Consider the following 14,656-nt stretch of genomic DNA (forward strand, 5'->3'; position numbering starts at 1 on the left):
ACTGGAGCCACAAAAAATGTGATTCCGGTTTTCCGTCATTCTCGGAAGTCAGATCTCGAAAGCCTTCTCTAGCCGGGAAAGGTCGTGTTCCTTGTTTGAAGCGCTCGCAAAATAGGGCCTGCGCCTGCCCCGGTAAAGAATGCCGGTATTCATGCCGTCGTCAGTCATGATGCGCCGGGCTGCACGGGCCGGGTCGTCGGTTTCGGGGACGCTGGCAACATGGACCTGTTTTTTCCATTTCCGCTCATCCGGCCGGAAGGTCACGCAAGGGCTGAGGATTTCGACAAATGAGAATCCGGGATGGTTGATCGCCTCGACGATGGTTTGCGTGCAGGCCTTAATGTCGCCAGAAAACTCACGGGCGACGAAATTCGCGCCCGAGGCCAGCGCGATTACCAATGGATGGAAGGGTGACAGGCCGGTGCCCCCGGGAGACAACGCGCTGTCCCAGTCAGGTTCGGTCGTCGGCGATGGCTGCCCCTTGGTCATGCCGTAAACACGGTTGTCCATGACGACATAGGTCATATCCACGTTGCGACGGCACGCATGCAGGAAATGATTGCCGCCAATCGAGAATCCATCGCCGTCTCCACTCATCGCCATCACGGTTAGGTCGGGGCGCGCAACCTTGAGGCCCGCAGCAACAGCTAGCGAGCGGCCGTGAACCCCGTGAAAACCATAGCAGTTGGTATAGGCCGGAATCCGCGAAGAACAGCCGATCCCGGATATGACGGCGATTTCTTCTGGTGGTCGCCCGAGTTTAGCTAATGCCTTGGTGATGGACATCAGAACATGAAAATCGCCACAGCCGGGGCACCAGATCGGATTGATGTCTGATTTGTAGTCGCTCGCTTTGAAACAGGGCGCGTTCATTGTGCATTCCATTCCTGAATCCGGGTAACAATTTCGTCGGGGCCGATGGTATACGGCCCCTCGCGGTTTAGCTTCTTTGCGTCGAACTTCAGATCAATATGCGCCCTTACGTGACGATAAAACTGACCCGAGAAACTCTGCTCCACAAACAGGACGCGTTTCGCCCCCTGCAGAGCCTTTTCCAGAGCATTGACCGGAAAGGGCGATATCTGCCGCAGAGCAACCAGCCGAACGGGAATCTCTTTTTCGGTTAATGCATCGACAGCTTCGCGCGCCGCGCCGGTCAGCGATCCCCAAGTCAGGACTACAGTAGTGGCGCTGCTGTCACCCTCGGTAACGCCCCAAAAGTCGCCATAGTCAAAACCTTCGATCTTGTTTCGGCGCTTCTCCATCTGTTGCTGCTGATCGAGTCTTGCCGAAGAAGGAGCGCCGCGTTCGGTATGCGTCAACCCATCAGCTGTGTACTGACCACCCGATTGACCCGGGATTGACATAGGGGAAACTCCGTCAGCGGTCACCGCGTAGCGTCTGAAGATACGCTCTGTCTCTGAGAATATCTTTCGACGGGTCAAAAAACTGACCTCTGCCGGTTTTTCGATCAGTACCCGTGACTGCCCGATGGATTGGTCCGACAACACTATAACTGGCGACTGCAGTGTTTCTGCAATATGGACCGCCCACTGCGAGGTAAAGAGGCAATCCGCGACGCTGAGCGGGGCAACGACCACATGATCCGCGTCACCGTGAAAGCCGTAGACGGCAATATTGAGATCTGATTGTTCCGACTTGGTGGCAATACCGGTCGAGGGTCCGACCCGCATGACATCGACGACGACGATCGGAGTTTCGGACGCTGCTGCCAGGCCCAGGCTTTCCATCATCAGTGAAAGTCCTGGTCCAGAAGTGGCGGTGATCGACGGAAGACCACCGAAAGAGGCCCCGATGATCATGTTGATAGACGCCAGTTCGTCTTCGGCCTGTACCAGAGTGCCTCCAATTGAAGCGAGAGCTGGGGCAAGATACTCCAAGACTTCGGTCGCTGGTGTGATCGGGTAAGCCGCAGCAAAGCGAATTCCGCCGCGAAGAGCACCGAGACCAACTGCTTCGTTTCCTGTGATCAGCCAGCGGTCAGTTGTATTATTCCTCGGTTTGGCCAGCGAAAGCTTCCGGCCGAACTGCTTCGCGCTCTCGATCCCCAATTGAATGCAGGCACCACCGTCTTCAATCGCAATCTCTCCCTTGCTGCCGAGCCTTGATGAAACGACTTTCAACACTTCATCCAATGGCAGGCCGATCAATTCCGAAACAAGACCGACCGAGACCATGTTCTCACGCCCGCCGGGTAGCGATTTTGCAAGCTCACCGATTGGGCACTGCAGGATAGTGCAATCTGTCTCGCGCACGGCCTTGGGTGGTTCTCCGGCCGCAGGATCACAGATCACCAATCCACCGGTCGCCACCGGCATGGCGCTGATGAAACGATCAGCATTTTTCCAATCGATGGCAACGAGGATATCGAACTGTTTTGACATGCAGGCGGCAGGTTCGGTCGAGAGCCGCACGAGTGCTGCCGCCTCACCGCCGCGAATTTGCGGTCCGACCGAACGGTTCAACAACCCATACCAGCCTGCCTTGCCGGCAGCTTCCAGCAAGATGGCTCCGGCAGTTATGGCGCCGGCACCTCCGCTGCCGACAATTGCAAAGGATATGTTTCTCGCATTTACAGAGGGCACATTCATTATCGGTCCTATCTGCGTTCCGGAGTGGCGATATTCTTGGTTGACCTAAAATTGGTAATAAGGTACCAATTTACAGTATTAAAGATCATAAGCGCTGTCAACAAATTGCGTGGATCGAGTACAGGAGGATCAGGATGCCAACTCGCTGGATGATGATTTCGCCGGGAGAACCGCTGGAGAAAGTCCAGTTCGATCTCGCAAAACCAGATGCTGGCGAAGTTTTGGTCGAAGTGTCGGGATGTGGGGTGTGTCACACCGATCTGGGTTATTTCTATGATGGGGTGCGCACCAATCACGATTTGCCTCTGGCCCTGGGGCACGAGATCAGCGGAACTGTTGTCGATGCCGGCGAGGGGGCGGAGCATTGGGTTGGTGAAACCGTAATCGTGCCAGCTGTCATTCCTTGCGGCGAGTGCGATTTGTGCCGCCGAGGCAAGGGCACTATCTGCAGGGCGCAAAAAATGCCTGGCAATGATATTCAGGGCGGGTTTGCTAGCCACATCGTCGTTCCCGCTCGGGGGTTGTGTCCGGTGGACCTCGACAGGTTGAGTGCCATAGGGCTGGGTCTGGCGGATGTTTCGGTAGTTGCTGATGCTTTGACGACACCATATCAGGCAGCGGTACAGGCCGGGGTATCCGAAGGCGACCTTGTGATTGTGAATGGCGTTGGCGGCGTCGGCGGCTATGCCGTCCAGGTGGCCAATGCACTCGGTGCCACAGTGGTCGCAATTGACGTCGTGACTGAAAAGCTGGAAGCAGTCAGCGAACACGGCGCTAAGTTGACCCTGAACGCCCGCGAATATGATGTGCGAAGTCTCAAGAAGACGATCCAGGAATTTGCAGCAAAAAATGCACTGAGGCCAACCGAGTGGATCATTATGGAATGCTCGGGGACAGCTGCAGGTCAAGCTGTGGCATTCAGCTTGCTGAATCATGGTGGGACAATGTGCGTGGTGGGTTTCACCATGGACAAACTCGAGGTGCGCCTATCGAACCTGATGGCGTTCCATGCTCGTCTTCTCGGCAACTGGGGGTGCCCACCAGAATTGTATCCAGGCGCGTTGGAACTCGTGATGAGCGGCAAGGTCAAGTTGATGCCGTTTGTTGAGCAGCGGTCGCTGAGCGAAATCAACGATGTATTCAAAGCCGTCCACGATGGGAAGGTCACCCGGCGTCAAATCCTCGTGCCCGAGATGTAAAGGAGATTAGTCATGAACTATGCCACGTTTGATTTTGTTTCGCACGATTTGGTTTCGGACGTCACGCGCGAGGGAATAACCGACAAAGTGATCTTTGAGAAGCGTCCTGCCAAACTGCCGGACGGCACGGTCGCTGACGGCCTCTACAACGCATGGATCATTCTGAACAACCCGGCCCAGTACAACTCGTACACGACCGATATGGTCAAGTCTGTGATCCTTGCGTTCCGGGCAGCATCCAACATGCGCGACGTGAATGCGGTCGTTTTCACCGCGGCGGGCGACAAGGCGTTCTGCACCGGAGGAAACACTAAGGAATATGCCGAATACTATGCCGGGCGGCCTGAAGAGTATCGGCAATACATGCGTTTGTTCAACGACATGGTGTCAGCCATTCTCGGCTGCGACAAGCCAGTAGTATGTCGCGTGAACGGGATGCGTATCGGCGGCGGGCAAGAAATTGGCATGGCATGTGATTTCTCGGTTGCCTCCGACCTTGCACGGTTCGGGCAGGCCGGGCCGAAACACGGTAGCGCCGCGATTGGTGGTTCGACTGACTTTCTGCCTCTGATGATCGGTTGCGAGATGGCGATGAATTCGGGCGTACTGTGCGAAAGCTTCTCTGCGCATGAGGCAATGAGGCTGGGAATCCTCTCCGATATTGCCCCGGCTTTGAGGGTTGATGGCAAGTTCGTGCCAAACCCCTTGGTGGAAACCAGGATGGTGACTGACGAATGGGGTCGTATTATGCATGGCAAGCCCAAAACAGGTGAAGCGCTGGCTGAAGGCAAGGCGTTGATGAGCAAAGGCGAGGTGGATCTGGGCGAGTTGGATAGAAAGGTTGACGAGCTTTGCGGGAAATTGCTGCTGACCTTCCCAGGCTGTACCACCAAGTCCGTCGAAGAGCTTCGCAAACCCAAGCTCAACGCCTGGAATATGAACAAGGAAAACGCGCGCGCTTGGCTTGGTCTGAACATGATGTCCGAAGCCAACTTAGGTTTTCGCGCATTCAATGAAGGCAATCGTGAAGTCGGGCGAGAAGTGGATTTCGTTCAACTGCGCAGAGAACTGGCCGATGGCGCCAAATTCACGCCCGACTATATCGACAGCATGATACCGGGGGTGCGCAAATGAGCGCTGTTGTTGCAGAAAACAGCGCGGTTGTCGGTGAGATGTTCGCCTTGGACGGTTCTCTTCTTCGGGTCCGTTTGAACCGCCCCAAGGCCAATATTGTCGATGCAAAAATGATCGCGGCACTGGATAGAGCCTTGGCGGCTCAACAGGACAATCGTGACTTGGTTGCTGTGCTTGTCGAGGCCGAAGGCCCACATTTCAGCTTCGGTGCGTCCGTGGAAGAGCACCTTCCCGAAAGCTGTGCACAAATGTTGAGATCATTGCACGCGCTGGTTCGGCGTATGCTGGAGTACCCGGTGCCGATCCTCGTTGCAGTTCGGGGGCAGTGCCTGGGGGGCGGGCTGGAGGTGGCGATGGCAGGGCATACGATCTTTGCCGCGCCGGACGCCACTCTCGGTCAACCTGAGATGATGCTTGGTGTGTTTGCCCCGGCAGCCTCTTGCCTGTTGCCGAGGCGCATTGGTCAGGCCAAGGCCGAAGATCTGCTGTATTCGGGTCGTTCGTTGAGTGGTGCGGCAGCTGGAGAAATGGGTTTGGTCGATGTGGTTACCCATGATCCTGAGGCAGCGGTGGTCGCCTATGTGAAAACGCATCTAACACCCAAGAGCACCAGCAGTCTACGCATGGCTGTCCGGGCCGCCCGTGCTGGATTTTGCCGCGATGTTCTTTCTCGGTTGGATGAGGTCGAAGCGCTTTACCTGGATGAATTGATGTCAACGCGTGATGCCGTCGAAGGGCTCGAAGCCTTTCTGGCAAAACGCACAGCAAGGTGGGAAAACAGATGACGGAAACAACCGTATCCGAAATCGTTGCGCGCTGTCAGGCGCTCTACGACGACTTGAATTTCACGGTCGCCCGCGAATGGAAGAATGCGGAACCGGGCCGCAAGGTTATCGGCTACATGCCTATCTATGTCCCGCGTGAGTTGATTCATGCCGCCGGCATGCTGCCTCTTGGTATCATGGGGGGTGGTGACAATCTGGAAGTCATTCACGGTGATGCCTACTATCAGAGCTATATCTGCCGCATCCCACGCTCGACGATTGAGCTTGGTGTATCGGGGCGGCTGGATTTTGTTGATGGCATGTTGTTCCCATCGATCTGCGATGTGATCCGCAATCTCTCAGGCATGTGGAAGACGCTGTTTCCGCATGTCTATTCCAAATACTTCGACGTACCTCAGACCTATCAGGACGCGGTCGGAGGCGTGTTCTATACCAACGAGATGCGAGAGTTTTTGCATGATCTGGAAGACATGGCTGGCCGAAAGATCACTGATGATGACATTCGCTACTCGATAGAAGTTTACAATGAAAACAGACGGGCCATCGACGATCTTTATGCTTTGCGGGCTTCGCAGCCGTGGAAAGCCCCGGCATTCGAGGCCTATCTTGTGATCCGTGCAGGCTTGACCCTGCCGGTTGAAGAACACACACGATTGGTACTCGATTATATTGCCGCTGCCGATAAGGAAGAACGACCGCTCAAGGACAACAGCCGGGTAATCCTGACCGGTATGTTCTGTGAACAGCCGCCACTGAACCTCATCAAGTCCCTTGAAATGTCGGGCTGCTACATAGTGGACGACGATTTTGTGCTGGTCAGTCGCTGGCTGACAGGGGATGTCCCGACCAAGGGTGATCCGGTTCACAACCTGTCGCAGGCTTTCTTGCACCGCTCCATATCGACTGCTGCAAAATACGAGCCAAACCAGGCCGAGAAAGGACAATTCCTTGTTCGCGCAGTGCACAAGACGGGTGCGGAGGGCGTGATTTTTGCGTCCACGAGCTTCTGCGATCCGGCGCTGCTTGACCGGCCAATTCTTCAAAACGTGCTGAAAAACGCCGGTATCCCCTACATCGCTTTCAAGTATGCAGAGAATTCCGGCCAGATGCAGCCCATCCGCGAGCAGGCCGGAACATTTGTGGATTCAATCAAATTGTGGAGCGCAGCATGAAACCTCCCGTTGCCCAGACCCCGTCCCAGGACGTTCTCAAGGACGCCTCGATGATCAAGCAGAAGGAGATGATGGCCAAGCACTACGACAGGCTTACTAACGCTCCGCAAACCGGTGAAAAGGTTGCGTCGACATTCGTGCCGGGCAATTTGAACGAGCTGCTCATGTGCTTTGACTTGGTTAACAATCTGCCGGAGGTCAATGCGATCCAAAGTGGACTGCGCAAGCAAAGTGGCAGCTATATCATGGAGGCTGAACGGGCAGGGCATTCCGAGGATGTTTGTACCTATGTAAAGTCTGATATCGGCATGATGATGAAGGGAAATATCGGTCCAAACGGAAAGCAATTGCCAAACCCGGACGTCTTGCTGTTGTCCTACACCGGGTGTTTCACCTTCCTGAAATGGTTCGAACTGCTTCGCGAACAGTACAAGTGCCCGACCATATTCCTGCAAACCCCCTACATGGCGGACGGCAAGATTACGAAGAACATGATCGATTATATGGTCAAGCAGTTCAAAGAGGATGTGATACCAACTCTGGAACAGGTTTCAGGCGTCAGGTTCGACATCGACCGGCTGAGAGAGTATTTAGGGAAATCGGCCAAAGCCGAAGACGATCTTGTGCATGTTCTGCAAAGCGCAAAGAACAAGCCCTCGCCAATCGATGCCTATTTCGGCGGTATCTACTACATTGGCCCGATCTTCGGCGCGTTTCGTGGCACCGACGATGCCATCGAGTATTACCGCTTTCTGCGTCAGGAAGTAGATGCCCGTGTCGCGGCAGGCAAAGGGCCGGTAACACCGGATGGCGACATGGGAGAGGAAAAGTACCGCCTCGTTGTCGAAGGCCCACCCAATTACACTTCATTCCGACAATTTTGGAAAATGTTTTACGAAGAAGGTGCAACCGTTGTGGCATCGTCTTACACCAAGGTCGGTGGCACATATGATTTCGGTTTCCGCCACGATCCCAGCAACCCACTGGAGTCCCTCGCTGAATACTGCCTGGGCGTCTATACGAACCGCAGTCTGCCGATGCGCATCGACATGTTGGTGAACTATATCAACGAATACGAAGCAGACGGGTTGCTGATCAACTCGATCAAAAGCTGCAACAGCTTTTCGGCAGGTCAATTACTGATCATGCGTGAGGTCGAAAAGCGCACCGGGAAGCCGGCCGCCTTTATCGAAACTGACCTCGTCGACCCACGGTACTTCTCGGCTGCCAATGTGAAGAACCGCCTCGAAAGCTACTTCCAGATGGTTGAACAAAAACGCACCGGGAAAGGAGTGGCGGCATGAAAACCTTCGTGGGAATCGACCTGGGCTCCACCACAACCAAGGCGGTGCTGTTGGACGACCAAGAGCGCGTTTTGGGGCGTGGTATTACCAACTCTCGATCAAATTACGAAACGGCCTGCAAGGTAGCTACCGAAGAAGCCAAGATCGACGCGCGTTTTACTCTGTTCCGGCAGGAGTTCGGCGGGGCCGACAAGCTCGACGATGAGGTCGAGAGTTTCCTTTCGGCGCTGGAGCGTTCGTTCCGGCTCGAGCAGTTCCTTGAGCAGCTCGGGGATCTGGAAGAAACATGCACGCGTCTGGTACGGGGAGAGCGTTTCGAAAAAACTGGCACAGAGGTGAAAGCGGCCTTGGCCGAGGTCTTCAAGCGCCTTCGCACGGAAGCACCGGCCATGTATGCACCGGATGCAGAACGCAAATCGGATTTCTTTCGCGACATTGCCGGTTCCCGTTATCTGGCCGTTGCCGAAGAGGTCGGGCGCGACGCGGGTATCCCTTATGATGTTCTGCTCAATATCTACGACAAATCAATTATTGCGGTGGAAAACCGCCCGCCTTCGGGAAACCTGAACCAGAAGTTCAAGAGCGCATTGGCGAGAGTAGCTAAGCAAGAGACAGGACTTTCAAGCGAGCTTGGCCAAAAGGCAGAGCACGCGCTGGGAATTCAATTGGAGGAAATTTATCTGGTAGGTACAGGCTACGGTCGCGTGACCTTGCCGTTTTCCAAGGAACACATCCGTTCCGAGATCCTTTGCCATGGGCTGGGCGCGCACATGATGTACCCCAAAACCCGTACTGTTCTGGATATTGGCGGGCAAGACACCAAGGGCATTCAAGTTGATGAAAGAGGGATTGTCGAAAACTTCCAGATGAACGATCGCTGTGCGGCGGGGTGTGGCCGGTACCTTGGATACATCGCGGACGAGATGAACATGGGACTGCACGAACTTGGCCCGTTGGCGATGAAATCCGGCAAGCCTGCCCGGATCAATTCAACCTGCACCGTTTTCGCCGGTGCGGAACTCCGTGACCGCTTGGCGCTGGGTGAGAAACGCGAGGATATTCTTGCCGGTCTTCACCGCGCCATCATCTTGCGTGCGGTCTCGATTTTGTCTCGATCGGGCGGCGTGTCCGATCAGATGACCTTCACTGGTGGCGTGGCCAAAAACGAGGCCGCCGTGCGCGAGCTGAAAAAGCTGATAGCGGAAAACTACGGTGACGTGACAATCAACATCAACCCGGACTCTATTTACACTGGTGCGCTTGGCGCCGCCGAATTTGCCAGGCGCGCTGCCGAGGGCCGCACGGAAGGGGTGGAAGCATGACACTGACTGCTGGAATTGACGTAGGAACGGGAGCCGTAAAGGCGGCAATCTTTCGGGTGGAAGATGGTAGGGAAGAATGGTTGTCGCGCTGCACGCTCAGGATCCGCCAGCGGGATCCCATTCAGCTTTCCCGCGAGGCATTTGTCCAAACACTCGAAGACGCAGGAGTTTTGGAAACCGATCTCGATTACATTGCAACTACTGGAGAGGGAGAGACAATTCCCTATCATACTGGTCACTTTTATTCCATGACCTCACATGCCCGCGGCGCACGGTTTCTGAACCCGAAGTCCATCGCGATCCTCGATTGTGGCGCTCTGCATGGTCGGGCCATGATTACCGACGCGGCGGGTAAGGTCACGAACTACAAGATGACAAGCCAATGCGCGTCAGGGTCCGGGCAGTTTCTGGAGAATATCGCCCGCTACCTTGGGATTGCCCAAGACGAGATCGGTAATCTGTCGATGCAGGCGGACGATCCCGAAGAAGTATCTTCGATCTGCGCAGTGCTGGCGGAAACCGATGTGATTAACATGGTGTCGCGTGGCATTACTGCGCCAAACATACTCAAGGGAATTCACCTGTCGATGGCCAGCCGTTTGGCGCGGTTGCTGAAGTCTATTGGTGTCAAGAGCGATTTGATCATGATGACTGGTGGTCTTGCGCAGGATGAAGGGCTTTGTCAGGCGATGCGCGAGCAGCTTGCAAAAATGAAGGGCGTCGACGCCGAGGTGGTGAACCATCCTGACTCGATCTATGCCGGCGCCATTGGAGCAGCGCTTTGGGGGGCTTTCCGGTATGAAAAGCTCTTAAATAGTGGCCAGATGCTTAGGGCATCCTGAGACTCAAACAGGAGGAGAATTACACATGGCACTGATGATTGTTGACCCTTGCACTGCCTGCGATGCTTGCGAGCCGGTTTGCCCCAACGAAGCAATTTCGGCTGCGGAACCCTATTACACCATCGATCCGATGAAATGCACCGAATGCGTCGGCGAAGAGGATGAACCGCAATGCAAGCTGGTCTGCCCGGAGGATTGCATTGTGCAAAACCCGGATTGGGAAGAATCTCGCGAGGAATTGCAGGCCAAGTACGAAGCTCTGCATTAGTCCGATTTTGGCAGATCAATATACGACACAGTACCGGAACGCGATTGCGTTCCGGTTTTGGTTCCACAGAACTGATATCCGTTCTGCGGACCGCTAAAGAGGTTTAGTGAGGGAGATCCGTTGCGAAGGTCTGAAACCGACGGAGCTGAAAAATCCGATGAGTGCAGACTCGTTCCAGCCAACTTCGGTGCGAACCGTTTCTACCTGCAATGCTTTGAGGTTAGCTATTAGTTTGGCCATCAGAAACTGTCCGATACCCTGCCTTCGAAATCCTCCGTCAACACCGATCGTGTCCATTACAGCCTCGGCACTGGTGCGACCGAATTCGCCATAATCCACGCGCGCCATGATGAAACCGACCAGAAATCCATCTTGTTCCGCCACCAACGACACTCTGATACCGCTGTGATTGAGGTTTTCGTCTTGCTTTCGGGAGAAGTACTCGCTCCGTGAATAGCCGGTGCTTTCTGCGTCAATGGAAATGATCTTGGGCAAATCGGATGCCGTCATGCTGCGAACCGGAACTAAGTCGCGGGACAATGCATTTTCGGAATCACCGTCGGGTGAACTGTAGTCGAGTTCCAACGGGTTTTCCGCCGGATCATCTGCCAATTTGTGCGGCATTTCCCTTGCGATGCGTGTCAAAACCAAACTCGGGGCCATTTTGAAACCGGAATGCGCAAAGAAGCTGAGCAAGGGCCATTGGTTCCAGTCCACTTGGCTGCTCAACTCGGTTACGCCTTTGCGACGAAGAATCCTTTCGACTTCGCCCAACAGTTTGTGTCCGACCCCCTGAAGTCCATGATCTCCGTCCACACCAATAGCATCCAACGAGGCACTCACGTCGCTTTTTCCGAATTCACCTTTGCCGAGTTTGGCAAAAGCAAATCCCGCAAGCTTGTTGCCAGCAAACACGCCAACAAAGGCATAGTCCCCTGGCTTTTCGGTTGCGGCCAGAAGCCGCTTTTCGAAATATCCGCGCCGCGGCGACCCTGATGCGGCCATGTCAATTGCAATGACCTTTTCCAGATCACCGGGAGAAAGGGGGCGCACACTAGGTTGCGCTGTTGCGCCTTGTATTTGCATGTATGCGCTCCTCATCGTTTCGCGGCATATGCGGTGGACAATTCCATGTCTGTTTCTTGATCCAGTAGGTCTTCCAATGCCGGCACCAATGCCATTTCTTCTTTTTGGATATGTGCGTACATGCGCTCTACCAACTCAGCCGCTAGGTTCCGGAATTTGGTCCAGGTTTCGTAGTCAAATCCGTTTTCCAATGCATCACGAGCTTGTTCCGCAACAAATGTGCCCAATGGCGCAAGCGCGCGGTGTTCTTCGCGCAGGTGCTTGCCGATGCCAACGTCTCCCATTTCTTCGAGGCGGGTGAACAGTTCGGATTCTTCAAACTCGAAATGTTGGTTCACTTCCTCCTCCAGGGCGCCCGTGGTTTGAGCCAAGGTATTTCGAACCATGGGATTGTCTGTGTCAGGAACCATTTTCCCCGCCTTGGCAATCAATCGATCCAGTGCTTCGATTACGGCGATTGTTGCCTGATGGTCCTCATGCAAGAGTTGTGCAGTGCGCCGTGAAAAGGTCATTTGGTTGTGCCTGTGGGCTGGGGATAAATTATATAATTTCGTACCAAAATACCGAATAAAATTCAACACGATTTTCCTAGGCTTCTGGAGAACCTTAATTCACTCAGGGTACTTTAATTGCCAAAGGTTTAGCGCCACATTGATGGTGAACAAAGCAAATGACGCTGCTCCGATTGTTCCGATGATTGCCCCTGTTTGAATCATCCACACCACGTCCAAAAGAATGCCAGAAGAACAGGACAACAGCGCCGCGATAATGCATGCGGCGTGAATTTTTAGGGGCTGATTTGCAGTCAGGTCTGAAAGCAGAGGCGGCATGCCGGATTTTCCGGCGATATGCATTGAGGCAAGAAATGGCATGATGCGTTGAAGCACACCGGTTAGAAAAGTCAGTAGCCACCCGACAAGAATGAAGAAGCCGGCCAGAGCAGGGGCGTTAGGGATATCGATCTCTGTGAAAGCAGCTTCGGACAGTAGTAATCCCGCGACCAGAAAAAGCCAGGATGTGCGCATCAGTACAAAGGGCAATCCCAGTCTTTTCCGCATCCCGGTTCTGAGTGCCGTTCGCATCAGCCAGAGATAAATGCCGACGGCGGTGAAGGCCGGAGCAAAGGCCGTCAATGTCAGCACGGGGATGTTCAACATAAACGCAATAGAAAACCCCGAAAGGGCGAAAGCCGCAAGCGAGACCTGGGTCCAGCAGATTGGCATTGGCAAACTACGGGACATGACAAACATGGGGATCAGCACGAGACTGAAGCCCAGCACGAGAAGTCCCATGAAGCCAAAGCTCGCAAGTGCCATGTGAACAATTGCCACTTTGAAATGATCTTCAAGAAAACCTGCGTCATAATCCCAAATTAACAGAAGTCCAAGAACGACAACGATCGCCAGAGAAATCAGCGCCAACCAGCCATGCGCGGAAACAACAGGAACACCATGCGCGCGACTTAAGTTGTCAGTAGTCACAATGGCAAAGACAGAAAGACCAGCACATACAAGAATTGAACCAATTTTCATTGTAGCCTGATCGGCTGATGCCATTCCATACGTCAATAGGACAATACCTGGAAAGATCAGCCAAAAACTCAGGCGTGGCGGCCAGTCGCATGTCAACGGTTTGCGTGTTACGACAGGCAAAAGCTGATAGCAGGCGCCAATCGCGGTCATTGTGAGCACACCCAGAGTGACCAGATGAATCGCTGCCAGAGTCATGCCCAGGCCGCCTTGAAATCCCGGAACCTCACCCGAAGCAAAGAACAGAGTGGCCCAGGCCAGTACCTGGAAACCTGCGGCCGCAATAAAGAAGCGAAATGGTATCGAAGCCGGTAGCAATCGGTCGCGAGCGCCACCAAGAAATCCAGCCGACATGGTCATGGTCTGGCCCTCAAGACCAGTTTGACACCTGATGAGTTTCGCATTGCATATTCATAGAGCCACCCGCGCTCCTGAAGTTCAGGCAAAAGGAATATGGGGTCTCGGTCGAAATAGGCCGTAATTGGCCCTGTTTGTCCGGGTTGCGAGATGTGCCAAATAATAGTGATCATCGGATCAGGTGGAAGCAAGCCGCGAGTATCGACGTGCAAACCGTCCGCCGCCTTCCAATTCGTTCCTGGAGCTTCGCTGCTCATATCAGTCTTCGGGCAAGCCGAACCGCCAAAGCTGAGACCGACAAACGGCGAAAATGGGGTGCAATGGTTGTAGTACGTTGTGGTGAGACAGCCTTCTGCACGGCTTTTCCCAGTCCGACCCAAAAAGCTTCCGAAGACGGTTCATCCAGCAGTTCATCCGGCATTTCGATCAAAAGAGGTTTGGAATTGGTACCTGTAACGGCGACGGTGAATCTGGCTGCGCCATCTGCTGTTTTTTCACAGGCGACGGCCACACCCGCCAAGGGGAAGTCGATGGACCCGCGCACCCTGACTTTTTCATAATCGGATACCGCTTGCGAATACGGCAGATGCACGGCGACTAGGATATCGCCAGACTCAAGCTTGATATGGGCGGCGCCGTCCTCATGATAGAAGTCGGTTAACGGGATTTTCCTCAGGCCTGCTGGTCCTGCGATTTCGATCAAGGCTCCATGAACCATCAAAGCTGGTGCCATATCGCCGCTATATGCAGCCCGACACCGGTCGCCCTGCGGAGCGACATGGCAAATATCGCCTCTATATTTCAGGCAGAACCCATTGGACTTACGCCACCAGTGGCTCTGATTGTAATAGACGCAACGGGTATCCAGGCATAGGTTTCCACCTAGTGTCGCAACTTGTCGGTGCGACGGACTCGCGATTGAGCGAGCCGCCTTGGCTACAGCGAAGAAATCTCCAGTGATTGCTGGCAAATCCTCAATCCGGGAAAGAGTAACTGCGGCACCGATGCGCAAACCCGCGTCGGTTTCCTCTATCTCTTTCAAAACA

General features: G+C 54.3%; 14 protein-coding genes. 8 read left to right on the forward strand and 6 right to left on the reverse strand.

Annotated features, from left to right (window positions below; all coding sequences use genetic code 11):
• Positions 1–48: 48 nt before the first annotated feature.
• Both AC2FLX_RS16600 and AC2FLX_RS16605 read right to left on the reverse strand, forming a co-directional pair.
• Entirely contained in the window at positions 49–873 is an 825-nt protein-coding gene (locus AC2FLX_RS16600) for a 2-oxoacid:ferredoxin oxidoreductase subunit beta (RefSeq protein ID WP_480751963.1), read from the reverse strand.
• Positions 870–2,612 (reverse strand): 2-oxoacid:acceptor oxidoreductase subunit alpha, encoded by a 1,743-nt coding sequence (locus tag AC2FLX_RS16605; protein ID WP_496811194.1) that lies wholly within the window; start codon positions 2,610–2,612, stop codon positions 870–872. The genes AC2FLX_RS16600 and AC2FLX_RS16605 overlap by 4 nt, the downstream gene beginning before the upstream one ends.
• 134 nt (positions 2,613–2,746) lie before the next feature.
• Between AC2FLX_RS16605 and had the strand changes: the two genes are divergently transcribed.
• The 8 genes from had to AC2FLX_RS16645 are packed head-to-tail and all read left to right on the forward strand — an operon-like array spanning position 2,747 to position 10,638.
• On the forward strand, positions 2,747–3,811 hold the full coding sequence (had, locus tag AC2FLX_RS16610) for a 6-hydroxycyclohex-1-ene-1-carbonyl-CoA dehydrogenase (protein ID WP_496747638.1): 1,065 nt from the start codon (positions 2,747–2,749) through the stop codon (positions 3,809–3,811).
• A gap of 12 nt (positions 3,812–3,823) precedes the next feature.
• Positions 3,824–4,945 (forward strand): 6-oxocyclohex-1-ene-1-carbonyl-CoA hydratase, encoded by a 1,122-nt coding sequence (gene oah, locus AC2FLX_RS16615; RefSeq protein ID WP_480751968.1) that lies wholly within the window; start codon positions 3,824–3,826, stop codon positions 4,943–4,945.
• Positions 4,942–5,730, forward strand: coding sequence for a cyclohexa-1,5-dienecarbonyl-CoA hydratase (locus AC2FLX_RS16620; protein ID WP_480751970.1), 789 nt, complete (start codon positions 4,942–4,944; stop codon positions 5,728–5,730). Before oah ends, AC2FLX_RS16620 begins: the two co-directional genes overlap by 4 nt.
• Positions 5,727–6,902, forward strand: a complete 1,176-nt coding sequence (gene bcrC / locus AC2FLX_RS16625) for a benzoyl-CoA reductase subunit C (RefSeq protein WP_480751971.1) — start codon at positions 5,727–5,729, stop codon at positions 6,900–6,902. Before AC2FLX_RS16620 ends, bcrC begins: the two co-directional genes overlap by 4 nt.
• Positions 6,899–8,206 carry a benzoyl-CoA reductase subunit B gene (gene bcrB, locus AC2FLX_RS16630; RefSeq protein ID WP_496811195.1) on the forward strand — a complete coding sequence of 436 codons (1,308 nt, stop codon included), beginning with the start codon at positions 6,899–6,901 and terminating at the stop codon, positions 8,204–8,206. Before bcrC ends, bcrB begins: the two co-directional genes overlap by 4 nt.
• Entirely contained in the window at positions 8,203–9,528 is a 1,326-nt protein-coding gene (bcrA, locus tag AC2FLX_RS16635; protein ID WP_480751974.1) for a benzoyl-CoA reductase subunit A, read from the forward strand. Before bcrB ends, bcrA begins: the two co-directional genes overlap by 4 nt.
• A complete protein-coding gene (bcrD, locus tag AC2FLX_RS16640) occupies positions 9,525–10,370 on the forward strand; it encodes a benzoyl-CoA reductase subunit D (protein WP_480751975.1) in 846 nt (281 codons plus the stop codon). The genes bcrA and bcrD overlap by 4 nt, the downstream gene beginning before the upstream one ends.
• Before the next feature lie 25 nt (positions 10,371–10,395).
• The gene (locus tag AC2FLX_RS16645) at positions 10,396–10,638 is read left to right on the forward strand and encodes a YfhL family 4Fe-4S dicluster ferredoxin (protein WP_480751976.1); all 243 of its coding nucleotides are present in this window, start codon (positions 10,396–10,398) and stop codon (positions 10,636–10,638) included.
• 93 nt (positions 10,639–10,731) lie between these two features.
• On the opposite strand, the gene AC2FLX_RS16650 is transcribed toward AC2FLX_RS16645, so the two are convergent.
• From AC2FLX_RS16650 to AC2FLX_RS16665, 4 genes are all read right to left on the reverse strand, one after another.
• The gene (locus AC2FLX_RS16650) at positions 10,732–11,739 is read right to left on the reverse strand and encodes a GNAT family N-acetyltransferase (protein ID WP_480751978.1); all 1,008 of its coding nucleotides are present in this window, start codon (positions 11,737–11,739) and stop codon (positions 10,732–10,734) included.
• Positions 11,736–12,302, reverse strand: a complete 567-nt coding sequence (locus tag AC2FLX_RS16655; protein WP_496811196.1) for a hemerythrin domain-containing protein — start codon at positions 12,300–12,302, stop codon at positions 11,736–11,738. The genes AC2FLX_RS16650 and AC2FLX_RS16655 overlap by 4 nt, the downstream gene beginning before the upstream one ends.
• 33 nt (positions 12,303–12,335) lie before the next feature.
• Complete coding sequence (locus AC2FLX_RS16660) at positions 12,336–13,613, reverse strand: hypothetical protein (RefSeq protein WP_496811197.1); 1,278 nt, start codon at positions 13,611–13,613, stop codon at positions 12,336–12,338.
• Between the two features lie 250 nt (positions 13,614–13,863).
• Positions 13,864–14,656: FAD binding domain-containing protein (locus tag AC2FLX_RS16665; RefSeq protein WP_496875478.1), on the reverse strand; the 793-nt coding region annotated here is incomplete at its 5' end.

It is taken from the genome of Ruegeria sp. YKSF57 (assembly GCF_059612585.1).

What these genes read in the sequence shown, in the direction of transcription:
- AC2FLX_RS16660 (WP_496811197.1), bottom strand. Translation starts at nt 13,613, where the DNA reads ATGACCATGTCGGCTGGATTTCTTGGTGGCGCTCGCGACCGATTGCTA.
- bcrB (WP_496811195.1), top strand. Translation starts at nt 6,899, where the DNA reads ATGAAACCTCCCGTTGCCCAGACCCCGTCCCAGGACGTTCTCAAGGAC.
- AC2FLX_RS16620 (WP_480751970.1), top strand. Translation starts at nt 4,942, where the DNA reads ATGAGCGCTGTTGTTGCAGAAAACAGCGCGGTTGTCGGTGAGATGTTC.
- oah (WP_480751968.1), top strand. Translation starts at nt 3,824, where the DNA reads ATGAACTATGCCACGTTTGATTTTGTTTCGCACGATTTGGTTTCGGAC.
- had (WP_496747638.1), top strand. Translation starts at nt 2,747, where the DNA reads ATGCCAACTCGCTGGATGATGATTTCGCCGGGAGAACCGCTGGAGAAA.
- bcrD (WP_480751975.1), top strand. Translation starts at nt 9,525, where the DNA reads ATGACACTGACTGCTGGAATTGACGTAGGAACGGGAGCCGTAAAGGCG.
- AC2FLX_RS16645 (WP_480751976.1), top strand. Translation starts at nt 10,396, where the DNA reads ATGGCACTGATGATTGTTGACCCTTGCACTGCCTGCGATGCTTGCGAG.
- bcrA (WP_480751974.1), top strand. Translation starts at nt 8,203, where the DNA reads ATGAAAACCTTCGTGGGAATCGACCTGGGCTCCACCACAACCAAGGCG.
- AC2FLX_RS16650 (WP_480751978.1), bottom strand. Translation starts at nt 11,739, where the DNA reads ATGAGGAGCGCATACATGCAAATACAAGGCGCAACAGCGCAACCTAGT.
- bcrC (WP_480751971.1), top strand. Translation starts at nt 5,727, where the DNA reads ATGACGGAAACAACCGTATCCGAAATCGTTGCGCGCTGTCAGGCGCTC.
- AC2FLX_RS16605 (WP_496811194.1), bottom strand. Translation starts at nt 2,612, where the DNA reads ATGAATGTGCCCTCTGTAAATGCGAGAAACATATCCTTTGCAATTGTC.
- AC2FLX_RS16600 (WP_480751963.1), bottom strand. Translation starts at nt 873, where the DNA reads ATGAACGCGCCCTGTTTCAAAGCGAGCGACTACAAATCAGACATCAAT.